This is a genomic window from Chryseobacterium sp. StRB126 (assembly GCF_000829375.1).
Lineage (GTDB): Bacteria > Bacteroidota > Bacteroidia > Flavobacteriales > Weeksellaceae > Chryseobacterium.
Genome location: NZ_AP014624.1, coordinates 4,947,898 through 4,965,694 on the forward strand (window position 1 = coordinate 4,947,898; position 17,797 = coordinate 4,965,694).

The following is a 17,797-nucleotide window of genomic DNA, read 5'->3' on the forward strand; positions in this document are numbered from 1 at the left end:
ATTGGACCTGCATTCTTTAAATCTATATATTTAATTAATATTCATAATAATACAATATGGCCTTCAGATACAGATTCATTGTTATTTTCTCTTTCTTTAGTCAATTGATATTCTCACAGAATTGTAAGAAATATATTGATTCTGTGAGGCAGGCATTTCATATTCCTGAGGTTAGTTATGCCATTACCAATGAAAAAGACATAAAAAGTATAGGGAGCCTTGGATTCCATGCAGTGAATCTCAAAGATTCAGCTAGTCTGAATGACCGGTTCCATATAGGGTCCAATACAAAAGCTATGACTGCTTTTATGATTGCAAAATATATTGAAAAAGGAAAACTGAAGTGGAACACTAAATTTTTTGATCTTTTCCCTGAATGGAAAAAAAAATCCAGAAAAGAATATTATAATATTACATTAGAAGAGCTTCTCTCCCACCGCACATTTGTACAGCCTTTTCAGGGAGAAAAAGATCCCCAGATTCCTGAATTTGAGGGAAATCAGGCTGAACAAAGAAAACAATTTGGAAAATTTGTTCTGACTTTATCTCCGGTAACTCCAGAAAGTAGCCAATCTTATGTTTACTCAAACGCAGGCTATACATTAGCTGCCTTAATGGTTGAAAAAGTCACTAAAAAAAACTGGGAACAATTGATGAATCAGGTTTTCAATACTGATCTGAAATTAAATATTAAATTCTCATGGCCTGAAAATCAAAAAACAAAAGACACATGGGGACATTCTTTTGAAAATGGGCAGCTCGTTCCCATTCCTTCCACCACAGATTATCATCTTGATTATACTGAACCTTCCGGAGATCTTAATATTAAACTTCCCGATTATATAAAATTCATTCAGATGAATCTGAAAGGACTGAAGGGAGAAAATAATTATTTGAAAACTTCTACTTACCAATATATACACAATCATTTTCCACAGTATTCTATGGGTTGGTACAATATATCCGAAAAAGAGACACAATGGTCTACTCATTCTGGAACTGCCGGCACTTATTATACTTTGGTTCACATTGATAAAACAGATGGTGTTGCTTATATTGTTTTCACAAATTCTTTTAATGAAGAAACAACTAATGGGGTAAGACTAATAATGCGTTATCTAAAAAAACTAAATAAAACATGATAATATAAACAACTTATTGAGATAGATGCTTATTGAAAACAAAGGAATAACTACCAGCAGTTTTTACATACCTCCATTCAAATTAAACGCAGGAGAATTTGTTGTACTATTTTTGTATAACGGACAACATTTTCATGAAACAAAAACATTTCTGAAAGATATTTTTTCCGGAAGAACTAAAAATGAAAGTGCTGTGATAAATAAAAATATGACCTATGCTGAACATTATAAAGAATCGGCTTTTAGACAACTCTTTTATCCACAGACTGTCGGAAAATATTTAAAAAAGAATGCCAATTTAAACAGCTTATATGCAAGAAAAATTTATGAAATTAAGGGTATAAACGAAAACACTAAGATCAAAACACTTTCTGCAAATTCTACGCTGTTACTATCTTTGTACACTACTCTTTCCAATACAGATACTATTATGCTGGATCTGCAGGGACAAGGTCCCATCGAAGCAAAAGAGATTTACAAAATAATCAACGAGTTTGTGAAAAATGGGGGTTCGGCACTTTTGTGTGAAGGCTATAACGATCTGAAAAATGAATGTACAAAATATATTGAGCTGCAATGGAATCAATAACGATTCACTTAAATTTACACATTAATCTTTATTTGACATGAACATCCAAAAACAAATCTCAGAATACATTAACAGCCAGCCTGAGCCCAAGCGTACCGATATGCAAGAGCTTCACGATCTCATGCTGGAACTTATGCCGGATGATACATTGTGGTTTTTGGATGGTAAAAATGATGAAGGCAAAACGGTTTCTAATCCAAATATCGGATATGGCCTTCGAACGATTCAATATGCGGATGGAAAAACTAAGGATTTTTATCAGATCGGAATGAGTGCCAATACTACGGGAATATCTGTTTATATTATGGGAATAGATGATAAAACTTATTTAACCAGAACCTTTGGAGAAAAAATAGGAAAAGCAAGCGTAACAGGATATTGTATTAAGTTTAGAGCCTTGAAAGATATCAATATTGAGATTCTTAAAGCAGCTATACAATATGGCTACGAGCAAAAGCCTTAATTTTACGATAATTTTCATTAACATCAATACCGTGGAATCATCTAATAAACCAGCCAGTAAACTCACCTTATTTCTCATTTTAGGAATATTATCTCTACTTATCGGTTTATTTTTTTCTTATACGGCATTCACCAGTGTTTCTGCAGCAGATGGTTTAGCAGGAATGTATATCTTATTGGGACTAATTCCAGTTGTTATTCTCATCATTGCAGACAGAATCTGTGTCCGGAAATTTGGAGCAAAAAAAGTGAACAAAGTACAGTTTTATATTATAGGAATATTGGTCCTGCTCTTTATTCTGAACTGGATAAGATTATAGGCTCAATAGAATGTCTGGAAAACGTATTAAGTGTCTTAAAGAAATATTTTTGTCATTACAGACTATTAGAAAATCTTATAAACTCACTATCCAAATGCTGATAAAACATAATTATTTACTTTTTCTTCTACTCTTTCTTTTCATCTCCTGTAAAGAAAAAATACAGCATGAAAATAACTTTGTCATGTATCAGGTGAATCCCCAAAAACAGACTGTAAAATTATATTGGAAGAACAATAAAAATGAAATCCTAAAAAGCATCAATAATCTGAAAAATGAAACGGAATCTGGGAATGAAAAATTAGTTTTCGCCATGAATGGTGGAATGTTTGAACCAGACAACGCACCCAAAGGACTTTATATTGAAAACTTCAAAACCTTGAAATCTATAGACACACTGCAGGGTTCCGGAAATTTCTATCTTCAGCCCAATGGAATATTTTATATCACCAAAAATCATCAACCCGGCATTACGGAAACAAAAAAATTCAGACAAGATGCAGACATCCAATATGCCACTCAATCTGGCCCGATGTTACTCATTGATGGTAAGATCAACCCTATTTTTCAAAAAGATTCTAAAAATCTGAATATCAGAAACGGTGTCGGTATTTTGGAAAATGGAGAAGTTATTTTTGCAATGTCTAAAAAGGAAATTAATTTTTATAGTCTTGCTCAACTTTTTAAAGAAATGGGATGTAAGAATGCTTTATATCTCGATGGCTACGTTTCCAGAGCCTATCTTCCAGAAAAAAACTGGATTCAGACTGATGGAGACTTTGGTGTAATGGTAGGAGTTACGGCATCTAAATAGAATTATTTTCATAAAATATTTTTTTCAACAGGTAAAATATACTTACCTTTCTCTTAAACTTTATCCAAAGATTAACCCCATCATTTCCTATTAAACATGAAAAAAATCATATTAGACCTGGCAACAACCTTAGACGGATTTATTGAAGGACCCAACGGAGAAATCGATTGGTGTATTATGGATGATGACATGGATTTTGATGGTTTTATCTCAGGAATCGATACTATTTTCTATGGAAGAGTGAGCTATGATGCTTGGGGAAATTATCAGCCTGATGAAAATGTTGCTTCTGAAGAAAAAGAATTCTGGAAAACCATTCATACAAAAAATAAATTTGTCTTTTCAAGCCAGAACCGGGAAGATGAAAAGGCAACATTCATCCATTCCGATCTTGTGGAAAATGTGTTAGAAATAAAAAAACAGGGCGGCAAGGATATTTGGCTATATGGCGGAGCAAGTCTTATCAAAACTTTTATTCAGCATAATCTGATTGATGTTTATAGAATATCTGTACATCCGGTTGCCTTAGGAAGTGGGAAGCCTCTTTTTGAAGATTTAAAAGAGAGGTTAAATTTAAAACTTATTGAAACCAATATTTTTAAATCCGGTGTTGTACAACTTATTTATCATCCATAAGCTGTAATCTTACAATAAAACACGATCCTTAATCATGAATGTAAAACTAGACTCCATCATTCTGTATGTACAAAATATTGATTTACTCAAGCATTTTTATGTTGAAAACTTTAGCCTAAAGATGATGGAAGAAGATGCTGTATGGGTTTTGATGAATGCAGGAACCATCAATATTGGGCTTCATAAAATCGGTGACCAGTATCTGGAAAAAATAGAAACCGGTCATCAATTTGACAATAATACCAAACTTATTTTTGAGGTGGATACAGATATTGAATCAGCTAGAAATGAACTGCTGTTGAAAAAAGTTGAAATGAGAGCTATCAAAACTTTCGAGAACTATGATTTTTGGTTGTGTGACGGCACGGATCCTGAGGGAAATGTATTTCAGTTAAAATGCAGAAAATAGCACAGGAAACCAGATTTTTACCATTTAAATCCTATTAAAACTCATCCCATGAAAACAAAGAATGTACTTGGATTTTTATTTTTACTCACCGCTCATTTTTTATTCGGACAAAATATATTGACTATTGAAAAACAACTGAGTGATGCCTTTCAAAAAAATTGATTACTGGTCTTCCGAAGGCAGAGATCATAAAAACTCTTATGATTCTTTAGTTTTAGCCAACACAAAATTTGAAAACTTGTTAGTCAGATATACATCTTCTCATCCTCAGACCCTTCACCATGATTTTAAATCTTTAGAGAAAATCGGACTCTCTGTTGCAACTTCAGAAGATGGCAAATTCCGGATTTATTCATGGGATACATGGACAGGCGGAACCATGCATTTTTTCAAAAATGTGTACCAATATGAAGCAAATAAAAAAGTGTTTTCTAAAGCTGTAGAGAGCCAAGGTGAAGGCGATCCGGGATGTTATTATTACCAGATCAACGATATTGTTTCAGAAAACAAAAAATATTACCTTACCCAAAGTAAAGCCATACTAAGTTCCGGCATGAGTTACCATGCTATCAAAGTTTTTTCTATTGATAATGGGCAGCTGAATGATAAAGCTCAACTCATCAAAACCCAAAGCGGTATCAAAAATCAGCTGGGTTACGAAGTAGATCTTACTGCTTCACCTAACAGAAATTATGAAGGAAAAGATTATGATATTGAATATGATTCTAAAAATAAAATCATCCATATTCCTTTAATACAGGCAGATTCTAAAGTGACTGCCAAGAAGATCAGGTATCAGTTTAAAGGAAAATATTTTGAAAAGTTATAACAGACTTTTTAGCCGCATCGATATTTTCTTTGTTTGCATTAATTTTCGGAAAAGATTTGAAAAATGCCCGTTATCATTGAAATAAAAAATAGAACCAATTGGTTGGTAACCCTTATCATGGGCCTAGCATTAGTAGTATGTATCTTTATCATTTTAATTCTAATGCCTTTGATCTCTATAGAAGAATCTTATTTTTTATCTATATTCAGCTATATCACTAAAGTAGTTCCTTTTGTGGCATTTTTTATCCTTTTCTTATATTTCTGGCTATGGAATACTTTTGGAAAGACCATTCTCTATATTAAGCCTGATTCTATGAGGGTAAGATATAAAAATAAATTATTTACAAGTTCAAAAACATTTCTGAAACAGGAAATTAAAGATATTCAGACGGCAGACTTTAGAATAGAAAAGACTCAGTTGGGTACCCGTTATCATTTTTTATGGGTAGATGCTACTTATTCTGTCGTATTGATGAATAAGGATGGCGAAATAAGAATTATTGACTGGGTTACAAAAGAGAAAGCAGATGAAATAGCTGACAGAATAAAAAAAATATGGAATTAATTCAAAGAGTTTTAAACCATGAAAAATATTTTTAAAGAGCCAGCAGAACCCTTTGCGCTGTTCAATTATTCAGACTTTTTAATTCTAATTATAATTAATTTTATTCTCTATTTATTTATCAAAAAAAGAATAATCAAATGGACTAAAATAAATAAAATTATTTTTGGATTTTTTTATTTATTATCATTCCCTTTCTTTCCTGTGAGATTGAACTTAATAATGTTCATCATAAATTTGAAATTGTAGATGGATTCAATGTTTTATATATCCTCTTTAAAATTCCATTTTGGTGGATGATCGAAATTTTCATGATTTATCTTATTAATTTAAAAACAAAGAAGTTTAAATAACCCAACACATGTATATTAAATTCTTTTTAGTTTTTTCTATTTCTATTTCAGCTTTCTGTTTTTCCCAAAGGTCAATAGAAAACAAAAAACTATACATTTTCATCGGTAAGAAAATAAGTGTTAAAGAGTTTAACCCTAATCTACAGCAGGAAAAAAGTAAAACAAAAGAATTAGATCCGGAAACAGGAGATACCTTAACTGTTACACATCAATCTTATATCATGGACAATGCATTTCATTGTATATATTTAGTAATTAAAAATTTAAAGAATCATCTGATAAAAGAAAATGTTGAATTCAATGCCTATGATCATTATGACCGTCCAGGTTTTGAAAAATATGAAAATGTAATCCTCTATATTTCTAAAAATAAAAATGGCAATTTTTTTCATCAAAAATACATATATGATCCTGTGTATAAAATTAATGGAAAATGGGTTGGTATATTAAGTTTTATCTTTCCCAATAATAACTTGAAACAATGGAAGAAATTTAAAACAGTAAATATCAATAAAAGCTACACAATAAAAGAAGAATTAGGGTCATGTGATAAAGAATGTCAAAAAATATATTATCCATCACCCTATTTCGAAATTAAGAATGGATTTGCCTATCCAAAAAAAGCTTTTGAAATCAATGATATCATTTCTTACCGAAAAAAACTACACTTAAGGCTAAAGATTAAACCTACTAAATGTGATAAATAAAGTTTATATTTTTTTGTAACTCTAAGTCATTAGGATTTATATTAGACCTTTAAAACGATTCCCATGAAAAGGCTATTTTATATCTTGATTTTAATGATCCTGAGCTGTAATCTAACTGCCCAAACTGAAAACTACACTATTAGTTTTGACCAATTTCAAAAAAGCTTCAACACCGGAAAATATGATGAAATTTTCAACAGCTTTTCCTCCGAAATGAAACAATCATTACCCATTGAAAAGAATAAACAGTTTTTGTCTGACCTGAAGAATCAAGTTGGAAATATGAAAAGTACGGAATTCACAGGCTATCAACAGTCAACGTATGCAGCTTATAAAACTCAATTTGAAAAAGGAATTCTGATGGTTAATATTTCATTAGATTCTCAACATAAAATCAATGGTCTATTTATTAAACCTTATGATGAACCGAAGAAAATAAGCAATGTTCTTAGCTCCTATCCAAAAAAAATAGCAGAAGTCATTTATTCTACAGCAGCCAAATTTCCTGAAAACACTCAACTTTCCATTGCAGTCGTTCAAAATGGAAAAACAAATTATTATGGTATTATAAAAGATCATGACTCGATAAAGCCCATTGAAAATCAAAATAAGGTTTTTGAAATCGGTTCTATTACAAAAGTATTTACGTCTACGGTTCTTGCTTCTCTGGTGGAATCTAACAAGATAAAACTTACGGATCATATCAATTCATATTATTCATTCCCTTTTAAAGAGAATAGAAAGATCAGCTTTGAAGAGCTTGTGAATCATACCTCCGGACTCCCCCGTTTACCTCAAAATTTGAATTTATTAAATCTAAATAATCCTTATCAGGAATATCATACACAAGAACTCGAAGATTATCTTAAAAACTTAATGACCATTGATGATAAAATCTCTAAAAATTTTTATTACTCTAATCTGGGTGCCGGATTATTGGGATATACCCTAGGGCTGTCACAAAAAACTACATTTCAAAACTTATTACAAAAAACGGTTTTTGACCAATATGGAATGACTCAGTCTTTTACCACTTCCCAGAATCTGGGTAAAACGCTTATCAAAGGACATAATATCAATGGTGATCTTGTCTCCAACTGGGATTGGGATGTTCTTTTGGGTGCCGGTGGGATTTTATCGACTGCCGGAGACCTTGCCAAATTTGTAAATGCACAATTTAATCCTAAAAATAAAGAATTGGCTTTAACCAGAAAGCCCACGTTTACTGTTAATGATAAAACAAAAATCGGTTTAGGCTGGCATATTATGACCATCAAAAACAATAAGGAAATCCTGTTTCACAATGGAGGAACCGGCGGATATTCTTCTTCAATGACCCTTGATATGGAAAATCAAACAGCGGTCATTATTCTTTCCAATGTTGCTTCAATCAATGAGTCTGTTGATTATCTGTGTTTTGAACTATTAAACCAAACCACAAAAAAATAATTCTTCATTTTCTTACAACCCAATGTAATGCTATGTTGCATTCAATTGTTTTATAGTAAAAAATACATGAGAACTATTTTAGCCTGCCTCATTATACTCCTGGCAGCCAATCCGCTTTTTTCACAAAAAGCAAAACAGCTGGAACAATTATTAGCAGCTTATGACAAAGCAGATCAATTCAGCGGTACTGTTCTTGTTGCTGAAAAAGGAAAAATTATTTTTGAGAACAGTTATGGCTATAGAAACGGCCCAAAAAAAGAAAAAAACACCAATAATAGCCTTTACCGGATTTTTTCCACTACAAAAATGTTCACCGCAACAGTTATTCTGAAGCTTGAAGAGGAGGGAAAACTTTCCATCAACAACAAAATTTCCAAATATTACCCGAACTTTCCCAAAGGAGACAGCATCACAATTGCCAATCTTCTTTCCCATACCTCCGGAATTCCCAATGATACAGCCTCAGAAAACACTGTAGATGAAGAAACATTCATGAAATTCATTGCTGTAAAACCACTGAATTTTTCTCCGGGTAAACAATGGGATTATTCCAATTCAGGATATTATATTCTGGGATATATCATCAAAAAAGTAACCGGAACAGATTATGAAAAAGCTATTGAAAGCTATATTCTAAAACCGCTGCAAATGAATCATACCGGTTTTAATTTCAATATGGTTACTGACAGCAACAAAGCCTTTGGATATGAGTTTTTATCGCCTAATACCTCCAACGAAGCTTTACGTTTTAAAACCGATCACCCTTTTGCTGCCGGAGCTATGTATTCTACTGTTGAAGACCTTTTCAAATTCAATGAAGCCCTTAAAAACTATAAAATTCTGAAGAAAGAAACCCTTGATAAAATGTTTACTCCTTATCTTAAGGATCATTATGGACTAGGTTCTCAAATATCAATGATTAATGGTAAAAAAGGGGTGGGCCATGATGGTGGCGGCCCAGGGTACCGAAGCAGATATTACAGAGTTCTGGAAGATGACATTTGCGTTATCGTGATGTCAAATTCTGAATTATCTTACACAGACAGCATTATTCCAAAAATTGAAAGTATACTGTACAATAAGCCTTACACTATTCCAACGGCAGACAAAATTAATCCAAAAGAACTAAAAAAACTGGAAGGAATTTACTCTACAGGAGATACTGATTTCTATGTAACGGTTGTGGATGGACAGGTTCTTTTCAGGGAAAAAGGATATCCTTTCTGTTCATTACTCCCTGTTAGCAATACATTATTTCAATTGGATGACAATTTTACATTCAACTTTAAACCTGACGAAACAGGAAAAATGAATTCATTAACAGTTAAGTTCCGCGATGGAAATGTAAAAACCGGAACAAGAAAAGCAACCCACTATCTTTGGGGAATCATTGGAAACGCCACTCCAGGCGGCTGGGACGGAAAAGATACCCCTTTGCTTGTAGATCAAAAAAATCCTGCCCTTTATGTTCTCAAAAATTTTCACTTGAAAAAAGGAAACCTGAAATTCAGGGTTGATAATGATTGGGGGTATAACCTTGGTTTAAATAATGATGGAAAAACCATTGCTCTTAATGCCTATGATTTTCCGATAGCAGAAGATGGCCAGTATGATATTGTATTGGATATGTCTGATCCTATACAACCTCAGTATAGCATTAGAAAATCTGCTTTGTAAAAAAACAGCTCTAATAATTCTATTGAATAAGCCTGAATAATATCATTCAGGCTTATTCATTTATTATACAAATCGTATAACTATCACATTTTTAAATATTTATGAAAAAATCAATATGTAAATAAAATAATATTTCTAAATTAAGGGAATTAAAAACACTTATTATGAGAAAAAATATTTCTAATTCAGAAAAAACTTCTGAGAGCAACCCTCTTAGCATCAATCGTGTAGTGAAGCCAAAAATGGTGATTGAAAGAAAAATCATCAACCCTACCCTTCAGGAAGTATGGAATCATACCATTGAAAAAAATAATAACTCCTAATTCCTACACTATGAGCAGAACAAGAATTGTGAAAGGCACCTACACCAAGGTTTCTCACGAAGGGCATAGTATTTTATTCATTCATCAGGACTATCATAATAGTAAAATGATAGATGGAGGAACTTATTTTAGCCATGGTGGATTATTTATGATACGACCAAAAAGAAACAAAAACTAAGAACCAAACAAAACAAATTATGTTAGAAATTATTATCTTATTCGTTCTCACAGGGCTTGCATTTTTATTTATGCTCTATGCTCTTTTCATGCTTGTCATCAAGAAGAAAAAAAACTTTAAATATCCTATTATTATCAGCCTAATAGCATTTATTTCTTTAGGATGTTTTACACTATATCAGACTGCTACCAAAACCTACAACAAAATAGATGATTTGCTCGTAAAAGGAGCCTCTAAAACAGGAGAAATTACAGGAAAAACAGTTACTGCTTTTGGAAAATCTGCTTATGATGGAGCTGGAACAGTTTTGAAAAATAAAACAGTTACGCAGCCATCACTCAAAGAAAAAGGAATTGAAATTGGTAAAATTGAACAAGACGAAAATAATATTTTACAGGTTTATATAATATTTAATAAGGATTTCAAAGGAAATGTAATGGTGAAGATTAAAGATATTAACAATGAAGAAATAGGGAGATCAACACATTATATAGAGGGAAAATCCGGTCAGGCTACTTATGAATCATTTATATTTGAACAACCAACTGATATTCAAGGACAATCAACAATTTTCTTAGAATAACATTCAAAATGATTGATTAAAAATAACCTAATAAGAAAAGTAATTACATAAAATATATACCACAAAACCATTCTATTTTGAATGGTTTTTTATTTGAAATAGGAATTCATATTTTTCTTATTTTTACATGACAAAAATCATATCACAAACATTTATGCCTCATTTTATCATAGAATGCTCGCAGGATATCCTCCAACAAAAAACTCCTGATGAAATTATGGACGCGGTATACAATATGGCTGAGTCAACAGGTTTGTTTGCGGTGAATGACATTAAAGTAAGATTGCAGCCATATCAATATTACCGATTGGGAGAGGGTAAAAAAAATTTCCTGCATGTCTTTGGGCACATTATGCAGGGTCGCAGTAATGAACAAAAAGCGAACCTCTCAAAACTAATAAGCACCCGACTTACAGAATTACTCCCTGACGTTTCATTTCTGTCCGTCAATATCAGCGAATTTGAAGCCGCTACGTATAGCAACAAAGCCCTCATCAATCCTGAAAACACTAGTCATAACCGTCATTTTGGACTTTGATCTTCCATTTTAAACCACAAAATATTAATATTATGAGCTTAAAAACTTTAATCAGTAAAACCGTTCAGTACAACAATTGGGTAGTCAATAAATACATTGACTGGTTATCTACAAAATCTGATGAACAGCTTAATCAGGAAGTTATTTCCAGTTTTCCTACTATTTTAAAAACCCTGCACCACATCTGGCAGACTCAGGAATATTGGTGGAGCCATATTTCTGAAAACAATGATTTCGATTTTGCCAAAACCACTGCTGAAACCAGCAAAGAAGAAGTTTTCAGAAACTTAAAAAATAATTCTCAAAAGCTGGTGGATTATGTGGAAGGTTTATCTGAAGAAGATCTCACTAAAAATGTAAAAATAGAATCCCAATGGTTTCAATGTGATTTTTCAAAGTATGAATATATCCAACACGTAATTCTTCATGGAACCTACCATAGAGGACAAATTGTAACAATGGGCCGTAACGTAGGAATCACCGATGCTCCTATGACAGATTTCAACTTCTGGAATATTTACAAAGACAAAGAATAAGTCTTTTGAATTTTAAAAATAATAAAATAGGACAACTTTTTGAGCTCATACCCAATCACATCCTTGAAAATCTTGATGAGTATTATCCAGCAAGTTAATCTAACTCTATTTTTTCATGGTTTATCTTTCAGAAATACCGTTCAGAAGGGAAATTCAACGATTGAGGTAATACATTTTCCTTCTATTCTTTTTTTATAATATTTTAGTTCAAAAATAAACCATGAAAAATAGCATTCTGTTTTTATCAGTATGTGTTATGCTTTCTTGCTCTACAAGAACACCATCCGCTATTACTAATAAAAAATTTGATTATAACAGATTAGAAAAAGTTGCCGATAGTGTGAAGGTTGAGAATATTGTCATTAAAAACCTGTTCAAGCATCAGCTTCTTGCTCATAAAAATCAGCAATATGATTCTGTAAGGATCGTTAAAAATGTTTATCTGCCTCATAAAAAATTATGGGACAGCTGCTATGGGGTAATTTTCGGGGATGAAAATGCTCATCTTTTCAACAATCCTAAAGGCATGATCGCCTGGAATAAATCGTTGTATGAAAAAAATAAACAAGAGTTTGAAGACAAAGCCAATATTATTTTAAGTATTGACCTTAAAAAACATTTTCAGAAAATCCTTATCCAATTCAATAAGCTGGTTCCCTATAAACCTAAGGCTAAAATAAGTTTAATCTTCACTCCTATCACCGGAATTTCATTTGGTGGATGCAATGCTGAGCAATTTGCATTAGAACTTAACAATAAAGAGGTAGATATTCTTTACTCTCTTGAAAAGGCTCTTCCCCATGAATTGAATCATCTGGTGTATGAACATTTCAGAAATACTGACAGCAATGGCCGATCTGCATTGAGCCAGGCAATAGATGAAGGGTTTGCCTGCTATTTCACTTATGTCTTCTTTAACCGGAAAATGGAAAAACATGAAGCTGTTGAAAATATGTCAAAGGAGAATTGGAACTGGTATCTCAACCATGAAAAGGAAATATTCACAAAATTAAAACCTTATTTTGATGACAGCTCAGGGAATAATCCATTATTGAGAAATGATAAGCTGAAACTTTTTCCGGAGGCTCCAAAATCTATGAATTATTGGCTGGGATTCAGAATTATTGAAAAATATGTTGAAATAAACGGCCCGGATTCCTGGAAGGATGTTTATCATTTAAGTGCTCGTGATCTTTTGGAAAAAAGTGGTTACGAAAAATATATAGACCGCTTGTAAGCATCTACAATTTTAAAATAAACAAAATTTTCCACATTTACCACTATTATTTTCATCGAGAGAATATGAAAAACTATTGTTTACAGGAGTAATAGAAAAACATGTGGATAACTTTTCCACAATCCCTCAATCAGCAATTACCAAATGTGGATAACTTTTAAAAACCTTTACAAAACACTCAACAAAACACTAAAAACCAGTATATTAAATAATATAATTATCCACATAAAGTTATCAACACACAAAAATAATTGTGAATAATTTTATGTGGATAACTTTTTTATATACCTATTCTGATTTATTATCAGGCATAAAATCATTCATTTTTTCAAACAACAAACATTACAATTAATTAATAATAATTGTTTATAATTATTTTTTACGTAATTTTAAATAACAAAATAAATCACCATGAACAGAAATATAAAAACCTATTTTATCTCTTAAAATGAGAAACACAAACTTCGTAGCACCCTGTACACTATACATTTAGTCCATTCCCTATCTCCTATATAGGTTGCTGTTAATACTTAGCCATTCCACTGCATCCATTGCTGAAGAAAGTGATACACAACAATGAAAACAATTTAATACCCTCATTCAATGACAACAACTGACATTCAAAAAAACATTATTCCATATATTGGGGAAGCTGTTCCTTACATCAACATCCCGGGAAACAGTATTTTTAATGACCACGCGATTGAAACTGAGATATCCGGTCATGACTTTGGTAATGAGAATCTTACCCACCTGCTTAAAATACTAGCTTCATTGGGAAGCTGCAGCCTGTACAAACTACTGAATGATTCTTCCAAAGAAAAGATCTATTTCCTTGGAGAGAAATTAAGAATCCGAAAATTATCTTACAGCCCCCTTCCAGGTACTCTATCCATTACCGGTGGAAGTTATCTGGAATCAAAAAGAAAAGGGAAATCCTGCCTTAGCGCAAAAGATAAGCAATCTGGAGAAATACTGTATTCTTTTGAACTGGATTACTACATCATCAACCAAGATTCATTCAAACTTTTTTATAAAGACTTTTTCAATGATACCCCCATTGAAAATTATAATGAAAAACTTCCTGAAGGTAAAATCAACACAACTGAAGACTACCATCATTTCAACATATCCATCAATCCTTTTAGCCTAAATCAATGCAAAGGTCATTTTGAAAACTATCCAATTGTTCCTTTTGTTTTTGTTGCCAATTGTGTACTGAGAGAAATTTTTAACTTTTTAGGAAACCGTGACATTTATGAAATTGACAGCCTGGAAGGCTATGCCTCCAAAGCAATGCCCATTGGAACAGAATTTCTGGTTGAAGTTTTTCAACAAAAGTTCTTAAAGAATCTCATCTACTTCAAATGCGAAATAAAAGACCGCTCCGGAAATTCTTATGCAGTGATGATTATCAACATCAAATCAGAAACAAAGAAATAAATTAAAAGAGTTTTTATCCATCATAAGTTCCCCTGAAAAGCGAAAACCTTTCAGGGATTTTTTTGATCTATTCAAGATAAAATTAATATTTTTATATCACCCACTAATTCCATCTACAAAAGATTATAAAGAATAATATTTGAAAACATATAGATGAATATCTTTGACCAATTCATGGATTGGATAAAAAAAATACTTTTAACTCATCCGTTTACAGATATTTTGTAATTTCATCCGCAGACAAAAAAGCAATGAGAGTCATGAAAAGTATATTCGTCATCTTATTTTTTTTCATCCACTTAAGCTGTCATTCTCAGCATAAAAAAAACTTTAAAGCCAAGGAAATTTACACATCTGAAAACCTTATCATTACTCAGATTTCAGAGCATTCTTTTATCCATACTTCTTTTAAACAAACCAATGACTTCGGTAATGTTCCCTGCAATGGGCTTATTGTAAAAAATGGCAGTGAAACCATTGTATTTGATACTCCAACAAATGATAAAGTTTCAGAAGAACTTATCCAATGGATTAATAAAACACTGCATTCAAAAATTAATGCGGTTATCCCGACTCATTTTCATGATGACAGCGCAGGTGGTTTACAGGCATTCCATAACCATAATATCCCTTCGTATTCGTACATGAAAACGATTGAATTAGCCAAAGAAAATAATTTTGTTGTTCCCCAAAACAGTTTCAAAGATTCTTTGATTTTAAAAGTAGGCAATGAAAAAACAATTACAAAATTCTTCGGGGAAGGTCATACAAAAGACAACAGCGTAGGATATTTTCCGAGCGAAAATATTCTGTTTGGAGGCTGTCTGCTAAAAGAGCTAGAAGCCGGCAAAGGATATTTGGGAGATGCCAATGTTAAAGCCTGGTCTAGTACTGTTGAAAAAGTGAAAAAAGAATTTCCTAATGTAAAAATTGTTGTTCCGGGCCATGGCGAATATGGAGACCAAAGCTTACTTGATTATACGATCAACTTATTCAAAATTCAATAAAAGCACCGATAGAAAACAAACGCTGTAAAAATAAACACCTTCACTTTCTATAGGCTTTTCGTACCTTAGTTTCCTTAAAATTATTTACACCTCAACATAAAATATAATTCTATGGAAAAATATGCAGTCTCTTCAGATGACCAAAAAATCCATTATAAGGAATCCGGAAACGGAAATATAGCAATCATTCTTATTCATGGCTGGCTCGGAAATACTGAATGGTGGGCCGATCAACAAAAATATTTCACCTCAAATTATCATGTCATCCAGCTGGATCTTGCCGGACACGGAAAATCTGATTCTTCCAGAAAAGACTGGACCAGTTCCCGGTATGCTGACGATATAAAAGCGGTAACTGACACTATAGATTCTCAGGAAATTATCCTTGTGGGACATTCAATGAGTGGGGCTTACGTTCTTGAAGCCTCATTAAAGATTCCAAAAGTAAAAGCTTTGGTTTTGATAGACACTTTGAAAAACCTGGATGAATCTTTCACTGAAGAACAGGCAGAAGAAATCATGTTTACTCATTACAGAAAAGATTTTAAATATGCTGTGGAAAACTTTCTTCCTCAATATCTTTTTGCAGAGCAAACACCGGTTGCCGTGAAAGAAAGATTACAATATGAGTTTCTTCAAAACGAACCGGAAAAAGCCATCAATGTCCTCCAACCCTTATACAAAACAGATTTCAGAGGCATTGCAGAACAAGTTCAGATCCCGGTAGTAGCTATTAATTCGGATGCTTCGCCTACAAATCTTGAAAGCAACCGCAAGTATTTAAAGGATTATAACTATGTAACGATTACAGGAGTTGGTCATTATCCTATGCTTGAAAAACCGGAAGAATTCAATATCATTCTGGACGGAGTGTTAAAAAAATTAATCTAAACATTCATAAAAAGCGATGCAGAATACAAAAATATTCACCACTGCTTTTGCCAGTGTTTATCCATATTATATTCAAAAAGCAGAGAAAAAAGGGCGGACAAAATCTGAAGTTCATGAAATTATTCAATGGCTAACCGGTTATGATGAACAAGGAATTCAAGAACAATTAGAAAAGAGAACTGACTTTAAAACTTTTTTTGAACAGGCTCCAAGAATGAACCCTAACGCTTCATTAATCAGAGGTATTATCTGCGGATATCGTATAGAGGAAATAGAAGATAAACTGATGAGAAATATCCGGTATCTTGATAAGCTGATTGATGAACTGGGCAAAGGAAAAAAGATGGAAAAGATATTAAGAGAATAATTTTAACTCATTCTAATTCATCACTAAATATTATTTTAAAATAGTAATCATATTCAATACAAATGACCAGAAAAGAAAGAACGGAAGACATTCTTAAAAAGGAAGGTATTACAATCAATTTTAACCTGCCTCATATAGAATCTGAAGAGGAAACTACCTTGAGAACCCCAAAAGAAATAGCAGCACGGGTTGCTATTCTTGCAATCACCAATTTTGTTGCTTTTAATACGATAGATTCAGAAACGGCAACGGATTATATGATAGAGTATAATCTTTGGGAATACGTTACTCCTAAAGAAAAAGATTTTATATCTGAACCTACAGAAAACAAAAAATTTCAGGAAACATGGAAATGTGAATGTATTTGGGTTTTATTGTGGGCTTTAAAAATAGTAGATACCTTACCTTTCCCTGATGAATTATGCGACCTCAACAATATTCCTTTTGAAAAATATCCTGTAGGCGGAGACAGAAATCCTCATGATTTTATTAACGCTAACCATGAGATCCGCTCCAAATCTGAAATCCTTGATGCAAACGATTTATACTACAGATACGATTGGGCCTGTGTAGATGCACGAATCAACAACAGAGAAATAACGCAGATACATCCGGGGATTGTCTATGAAAGACATTACGCTCTCAACTGGCTGATTAATTATATGGATCAGGAATGGGATCATATTTCCTGTGATACTTAAGAAACGCTACAGTTCATTATAATAAACAGCAATTTATTAAGG

The 17,797-nt window shown here is 32.5% G+C and carries 23 protein-coding genes; all 23 read left to right on the forward strand.

Annotated features, from left to right (window positions below; genetic code table 11):
* Window positions 1–56: 56 nt before the first annotated feature.
* On the forward strand, window positions 57–1,142 hold the full coding sequence (locus CHSO_RS22345; protein ID WP_045500991.1) for a serine hydrolase domain-containing protein: 1,086 nt from the start codon (window positions 57–59) through the stop codon (window positions 1,140–1,142).
* 25 nt (window positions 1,143–1,167) lie between these two features.
* Window positions 1,168–1,731 carry a hypothetical protein gene (locus CHSO_RS22350; protein ID WP_045500993.1) on the forward strand — a complete coding sequence of 188 codons (564 nt, stop codon included), beginning with the start codon at window positions 1,168–1,170 and terminating at the stop codon, window positions 1,729–1,731.
* 37 nt (window positions 1,732–1,768) lie between these two features.
* On the forward strand, window positions 1,769–2,194 hold the full coding sequence (locus CHSO_RS22355; protein WP_045500995.1) for a DUF1801 domain-containing protein: 426 nt from the start codon (window positions 1,769–1,771) through the stop codon (window positions 2,192–2,194).
* 31 nt (window positions 2,195–2,225) lie between these two features.
* Window positions 2,226–2,513, forward strand: a complete 288-nt coding sequence (locus CHSO_RS22360; RefSeq protein ID WP_144429013.1) for a hypothetical protein — start codon at window positions 2,226–2,228, stop codon at window positions 2,511–2,513.
* 184 nt (window positions 2,514–2,697) lie between these two features.
* On the forward strand, window positions 2,698–3,327 hold the full coding sequence (locus tag CHSO_RS22365) for a phosphodiester glycosidase family protein (protein ID WP_232509115.1): 630 nt from the start codon (window positions 2,698–2,700) through the stop codon (window positions 3,325–3,327).
* Window positions 3,328–3,423: 96 nt separating this feature from the next.
* Window positions 3,424–3,963 carry a dihydrofolate reductase family protein gene (locus tag CHSO_RS22370; protein ID WP_045501001.1) on the forward strand — a complete coding sequence of 180 codons (540 nt, stop codon included), beginning with the start codon at window positions 3,424–3,426 and terminating at the stop codon, window positions 3,961–3,963.
* A 34-nt stretch (window positions 3,964–3,997) separates the two neighbouring features.
* A complete protein-coding gene (locus CHSO_RS22375; RefSeq protein ID WP_144429014.1) occupies window positions 3,998–4,372 on the forward strand; it encodes a VOC family protein in 375 nt (124 codons plus the stop codon).
* A gap of 142 nt (window positions 4,373–4,514) precedes the next feature.
* Entirely contained in the window at window positions 4,515–5,201 is a 687-nt protein-coding gene (locus CHSO_RS22380) for a hypothetical protein (RefSeq protein ID WP_045501003.1), read from the forward strand.
* 63 nt (window positions 5,202–5,264) lie between these two features.
* On the forward strand, window positions 5,265–5,768 hold the full coding sequence (locus tag CHSO_RS22385; protein ID WP_045501004.1) for a hypothetical protein: 504 nt from the start codon (window positions 5,265–5,267) through the stop codon (window positions 5,766–5,768).
* A 358-nt stretch (window positions 5,769–6,126) separates the two neighbouring features.
* Window positions 6,127–6,825 carry a hypothetical protein gene (locus CHSO_RS25220; protein ID WP_052480692.1) on the forward strand — a complete coding sequence of 233 codons (699 nt, stop codon included), beginning with the start codon at window positions 6,127–6,129 and terminating at the stop codon, window positions 6,823–6,825.
* 63 nt (window positions 6,826–6,888) lie between these two features.
* Window positions 6,889–8,274, forward strand: a complete 1,386-nt coding sequence (locus CHSO_RS22400; protein WP_052480693.1) for a serine hydrolase — start codon at window positions 6,889–6,891, stop codon at window positions 8,272–8,274.
* Between the two features lie 66 nt (window positions 8,275–8,340).
* The gene (locus tag CHSO_RS22405; protein WP_045501007.1) at window positions 8,341–9,951 is read left to right on the forward strand and encodes a serine hydrolase; all 1,611 of its coding nucleotides are present in this window, start codon (window positions 8,341–8,343) and stop codon (window positions 9,949–9,951) included.
* A 164-nt stretch (window positions 9,952–10,115) separates the two neighbouring features.
* A complete protein-coding gene (locus tag CHSO_RS26070) occupies window positions 10,116–10,274 on the forward strand; it encodes a hypothetical protein (RefSeq protein WP_171817679.1) in 159 nt (52 codons plus the stop codon).
* A 10-nt stretch (window positions 10,275–10,284) separates the two neighbouring features.
* The gene (locus CHSO_RS26075) at window positions 10,285–10,452 is read left to right on the forward strand and encodes a hypothetical protein (RefSeq protein ID WP_171817680.1); all 168 of its coding nucleotides are present in this window, start codon (window positions 10,285–10,287) and stop codon (window positions 10,450–10,452) included.
* A 19-nt stretch (window positions 10,453–10,471) separates the two neighbouring features.
* Complete coding sequence (locus CHSO_RS22410; protein WP_144429015.1) at window positions 10,472–11,035, forward strand: hypothetical protein; 564 nt, start codon at window positions 10,472–10,474, stop codon at window positions 11,033–11,035.
* A 154-nt stretch (window positions 11,036–11,189) separates the two neighbouring features.
* Window positions 11,190–11,573 carry a 5-carboxymethyl-2-hydroxymuconate Delta-isomerase gene (locus CHSO_RS22415; RefSeq protein WP_045503204.1) on the forward strand — a complete coding sequence of 128 codons (384 nt, stop codon included), beginning with the start codon at window positions 11,190–11,192 and terminating at the stop codon, window positions 11,571–11,573.
* A gap of 32 nt (window positions 11,574–11,605) precedes the next feature.
* Complete coding sequence (locus CHSO_RS22420; RefSeq protein ID WP_045501011.1) at window positions 11,606–12,109, forward strand: DinB family protein; 504 nt, start codon at window positions 11,606–11,608, stop codon at window positions 12,107–12,109.
* A 220-nt stretch (window positions 12,110–12,329) separates the two neighbouring features.
* Window positions 12,330–13,346 (forward strand): DUF2268 domain-containing putative Zn-dependent protease, encoded by a 1,017-nt coding sequence (locus CHSO_RS22425; protein WP_232509116.1) that lies wholly within the window; start codon window positions 12,330–12,332, stop codon window positions 13,344–13,346.
* A 603-nt stretch (window positions 13,347–13,949) separates the two neighbouring features.
* The gene (locus CHSO_RS22430; protein ID WP_045501013.1) at window positions 13,950–14,789 is read left to right on the forward strand and encodes a hypothetical protein; all 840 of its coding nucleotides are present in this window, start codon (window positions 13,950–13,952) and stop codon (window positions 14,787–14,789) included.
* 251 nt (window positions 14,790–15,040) lie between these two features.
* Window positions 15,041–15,796, forward strand: coding sequence for a CHM family subclass B1 metallo-beta-lactamase (blaCHM, locus tag CHSO_RS22435; RefSeq protein WP_316932459.1), 756 nt, complete (start codon window positions 15,041–15,043; stop codon window positions 15,794–15,796).
* A 111-nt stretch (window positions 15,797–15,907) separates the two neighbouring features.
* Entirely contained in the window at window positions 15,908–16,687 is a 780-nt protein-coding gene (locus CHSO_RS22440) for an alpha/beta fold hydrolase (RefSeq protein WP_045501017.1), read from the forward strand.
* Between the two features lie 16 nt (window positions 16,688–16,703).
* Window positions 16,704–17,054, forward strand: coding sequence for a DUF2200 domain-containing protein (locus CHSO_RS22445; protein ID WP_045501019.1), 351 nt, complete (start codon window positions 16,704–16,706; stop codon window positions 17,052–17,054).
* Between the two features lie 62 nt (window positions 17,055–17,116).
* On the forward strand, window positions 17,117–17,755 hold the full coding sequence (locus tag CHSO_RS22450; RefSeq protein ID WP_052480694.1) for a DUF4272 domain-containing protein: 639 nt from the start codon (window positions 17,117–17,119) through the stop codon (window positions 17,753–17,755).
* Window positions 17,756–17,797 lie beyond the last annotated feature (42 nt).

Excerpts from the sequence above, each read along its gene's own strand:
- CHSO_RS22450 (WP_052480694.1), top strand. The coding sequence starts at position 17,117 with ATGACCAGAAAAGAAAGAACGGAAGACATTCTTAAAAAGGAAGGTATT.
- CHSO_RS22420 (WP_045501011.1), top strand. The coding sequence starts at position 11,606 with ATGAGCTTAAAAACTTTAATCAGTAAAACCGTTCAGTACAACAATTGG.
- CHSO_RS22400 (WP_052480693.1), top strand. The coding sequence starts at position 6,889 with ATGAAAAGGCTATTTTATATCTTGATTTTAATGATCCTGAGCTGTAAT.
- CHSO_RS22410 (WP_144429015.1), top strand. The coding sequence starts at position 10,472 with ATGTTAGAAATTATTATCTTATTCGTTCTCACAGGGCTTGCATTTTTA.
- CHSO_RS22355 (WP_045500995.1), top strand. The coding sequence starts at position 1,769 with ATGAACATCCAAAAACAAATCTCAGAATACATTAACAGCCAGCCTGAG.
- CHSO_RS22370 (WP_045501001.1), top strand. The coding sequence starts at position 3,424 with ATGAAAAAAATCATATTAGACCTGGCAACAACCTTAGACGGATTTATT.
- CHSO_RS22415 (WP_045503204.1), top strand. The coding sequence starts at position 11,190 with ATGCCTCATTTTATCATAGAATGCTCGCAGGATATCCTCCAACAAAAA.
- CHSO_RS22345 (WP_045500991.1), top strand. The coding sequence starts at position 57 with ATGGCCTTCAGATACAGATTCATTGTTATTTTCTCTTTCTTTAGTCAA.
- CHSO_RS22405 (WP_045501007.1), top strand. The coding sequence starts at position 8,341 with ATGAGAACTATTTTAGCCTGCCTCATTATACTCCTGGCAGCCAATCCG.
- CHSO_RS22425 (WP_232509116.1), top strand. The coding sequence starts at position 12,330 with ATGAAAAATAGCATTCTGTTTTTATCAGTATGTGTTATGCTTTCTTGC.
- CHSO_RS22380 (WP_045501003.1), top strand. The coding sequence starts at position 4,515 with ATGCCTTTCAAAAAAATTGATTACTGGTCTTCCGAAGGCAGAGATCAT.
- CHSO_RS26075 (WP_171817680.1), top strand. The coding sequence starts at position 10,285 with ATGAGCAGAACAAGAATTGTGAAAGGCACCTACACCAAGGTTTCTCAC.
- CHSO_RS22365 (WP_232509115.1), top strand. The coding sequence starts at position 2,698 with ATGTATCAGGTGAATCCCCAAAAACAGACTGTAAAATTATATTGGAAG.
- blaCHM (WP_316932459.1), top strand. The coding sequence starts at position 15,041 with ATGAGAGTCATGAAAAGTATATTCGTCATCTTATTTTTTTTCATCCAC.
- CHSO_RS22375 (WP_144429014.1), top strand. The coding sequence starts at position 3,998 with ATGAATGTAAAACTAGACTCCATCATTCTGTATGTACAAAATATTGAT.
- CHSO_RS22445 (WP_045501019.1), top strand. The coding sequence starts at position 16,704 with ATGCAGAATACAAAAATATTCACCACTGCTTTTGCCAGTGTTTATCCA.
- CHSO_RS22430 (WP_045501013.1), top strand. The coding sequence starts at position 13,950 with ATGACAACAACTGACATTCAAAAAAACATTATTCCATATATTGGGGAA.
- CHSO_RS22440 (WP_045501017.1), top strand. The coding sequence starts at position 15,908 with ATGGAAAAATATGCAGTCTCTTCAGATGACCAAAAAATCCATTATAAG.
- CHSO_RS26070 (WP_171817679.1), top strand. The coding sequence starts at position 10,116 with ATGAGAAAAAATATTTCTAATTCAGAAAAAACTTCTGAGAGCAACCCT.
- CHSO_RS22385 (WP_045501004.1), top strand. The coding sequence starts at position 5,265 with ATGCCCGTTATCATTGAAATAAAAAATAGAACCAATTGGTTGGTAACC.
- CHSO_RS25220 (WP_052480692.1), top strand. The coding sequence starts at position 6,127 with ATGTATATTAAATTCTTTTTAGTTTTTTCTATTTCTATTTCAGCTTTC.
- CHSO_RS22350 (WP_045500993.1), top strand. The coding sequence starts at position 1,168 with ATGCTTATTGAAAACAAAGGAATAACTACCAGCAGTTTTTACATACCT.